The sequence below is a fragment of the Burkholderia sp. Ac-20392 genome (genome assembly GCF_017104585.1).
GTDB classification, from domain to species: domain Bacteria; phylum Pseudomonadota; class Gammaproteobacteria; order Burkholderiales; family Burkholderiaceae; genus Burkholderia; species Burkholderia lata.
Genome location: NZ_JAAGPB010000894.1, coordinates 1 through 1,942 on the forward strand (window position 1 = coordinate 1; position 1,942 = coordinate 1,942).

The 1,942-nt window shown below is 69.1% G+C and carries 3 protein-coding genes; all 3 read left to right on the top strand.

The window, feature by feature from the left end; genetic code table 11:
• Nucleotides 1-443: DoxX family protein (locus G3N99_RS39440; protein WP_206125105.1), on the top strand; the 443-nt coding region annotated here is incomplete at its 5' end.
• 40 nt (nucleotides 444-483) lie between these two features.
• On the top strand, nucleotides 484-1,398 hold the full coding sequence (locus tag G3N99_RS39445; RefSeq protein WP_175043672.1) for a glyoxalase: 915 nt from the start codon (nucleotides 484-486) through the stop codon (nucleotides 1,396-1,398).
• Nucleotides 1,395-1,942, top strand: a 548-nt coding sequence (locus G3N99_RS39450; RefSeq protein ID WP_206125106.1) for a YoaK family protein, incomplete at its 3' end; no start/stop codon positions are given. The genes G3N99_RS39445 and G3N99_RS39450, both read left to right, overlap by 4 nt.

The following is a 1,942-nucleotide window of genomic DNA, read 5'->3' on the forward strand; positions in this document are numbered from 1 at the left end:
TCGCGCGGACCCACGCCGGCAACCCGGCGTGGGTCCGCGCGCTGCTGGCGCAGCCGTGGGTCCTGCCGCTCGCGCGGCTGGCGCTGGTGTCCGCGTACCTGATCGGCGGTGTCGCGAAGGCGCTGGACTTCAACGGCGCGGTCGCGGAGCAGGCGCATTTCGGGCTGCAGCCGGCCGCGCTTTGGGCGGTACTGGCGATCGCGGTCGAGATCGCCGGCTCGCTGTGCATCGTGCTGGGCCGCTTCACGTGGCTCGGCGCCGGCAGCCTCGGCATGCTGACGCTGGTCGCGATGGCGGTGGCCAACGATTTCTGGAACCGCACGGGCGCCGAGCATTTCATGGCGCTCAACAGTTTTTTCGAGCATCTCGGGCTGATCGCCGCACTCGTGCTCGCGACCCGGCTCGCCGATGCGAAGCGCGTGGACGGCGACGGCCGCGCGTGACCGCTTGCACCCTTCGATGACACAACAAGGAAACCTGATCATGACAACCATTCGTTCCGCACTGTGTGCGCTGACGCTCGCGGCCGGCTGCGTCGCGGCGCCGGCGTCGTTCGCGAAACCGCCGGTTCCGGCAGCACCGGTGCCGGTGCTGGCCGTCGGGCCGCAGTACGACACGACGCACGTGTGCGTGGCGCCGGAAGACTTCGACCGCTTCACCGACAGCTTCGTCGCGACGTTCGGCGGCAAGAAGTCGAAGCAGGGCGTGTTCCAGGTCACGCCCACGCCGAGCCAGACGATGTCGCAGCTCGTGCTCACGCCGGTCGGCACGATCTCGGTGTTCGGCTTCAAGACGCCGATTCCGTATCCGTTCTGCTCGGAGCGCACCGGCTATCTCGTCACCGACCTCGACGTCGCGATGAAGACGGCGCGCGCGCACGGCGCGGACGTGATCGTCGACACGTTCCCCGATCCGATCGGCCGCGACGCGATCATCCGCTGGACCGGCGGGCTGAACATGCAACTCTATTGGCATACCGAAGCACCGCACTACGATGCGCTGGAGACGGTGCCGGAGAACCGCGTGTACGTCTCGCCGGAAAGCGTGCGCAAGCTGGTGCACGATTTCGTCAAGTTCTCGAACGGCAAGGTCGTGTCCGACACGCTCAAGGCGCCGGGCATCGAGATCGGCCGGCCCAACGACACGTATCGCCGCATTCGCATCGAATCGGGCTTCGGCAAGATGACCGTGCTCGTGACCGACGGCCACCTGCCTTACCCGTTCGGCCGCGAGATGACCGGCTACGAAGTGCCCGATCTCGCCGCGACGCTGAAGAAGGCGCAGGCCGCCGGCGTGACCGTGCTCGTGCCGCCGTTCACGTCGGACGGCCGGGATGCGGCGCTCGTGCAGTTCCCGGGCGGCTATGTCGCCGAGATCCACGCGAGCGCGGCGCGATGAAGCACGAGGACACGATCCTTGCCGCGGTGGCCGGCTTCGTCGACACGCTGAGCTTCGTCGCGCTGTTCGGGCTGTTCACCGCGCACGTGACCGGCAACTTCGTGCTGATCGGCGCGGGCATCGCGGGCTTCGGCCAGGGTGTCGTGCTGAAGCTCAGCGTGTTTCCCGCGTTCGTGTGCGGCGTGATTGCGAGCAGCCTGATCGCGCGGTCGATGTCGGGGCGGCCCGCATGGCAGGGCACGCGCGCGCTGCACGCGGTGCAGGCCGTGCTGCTGCTCGGCTTTTGCGCGGCCGGCGTGTGGGCGACGCCCGTCACGCAGCCCGACAGCCTGCCGGCGCTCGTGGCCGGCATCGTCGGCACGTTCGCGATGGGCGTGCAGAACGCGCATCCGCGCGTGATCCCGCGCGCGGGTGTGCCGAACACGGTGATGACCGGCAACGTCACGCAGGCGATCCTCGACGTTGTCGACATGCTGTCCGCCGGCACGGCCGACAGCGTGCGCACGGCGGCCCGCGCGCGGTTCGCGAAGATGCTGCCGGCGAT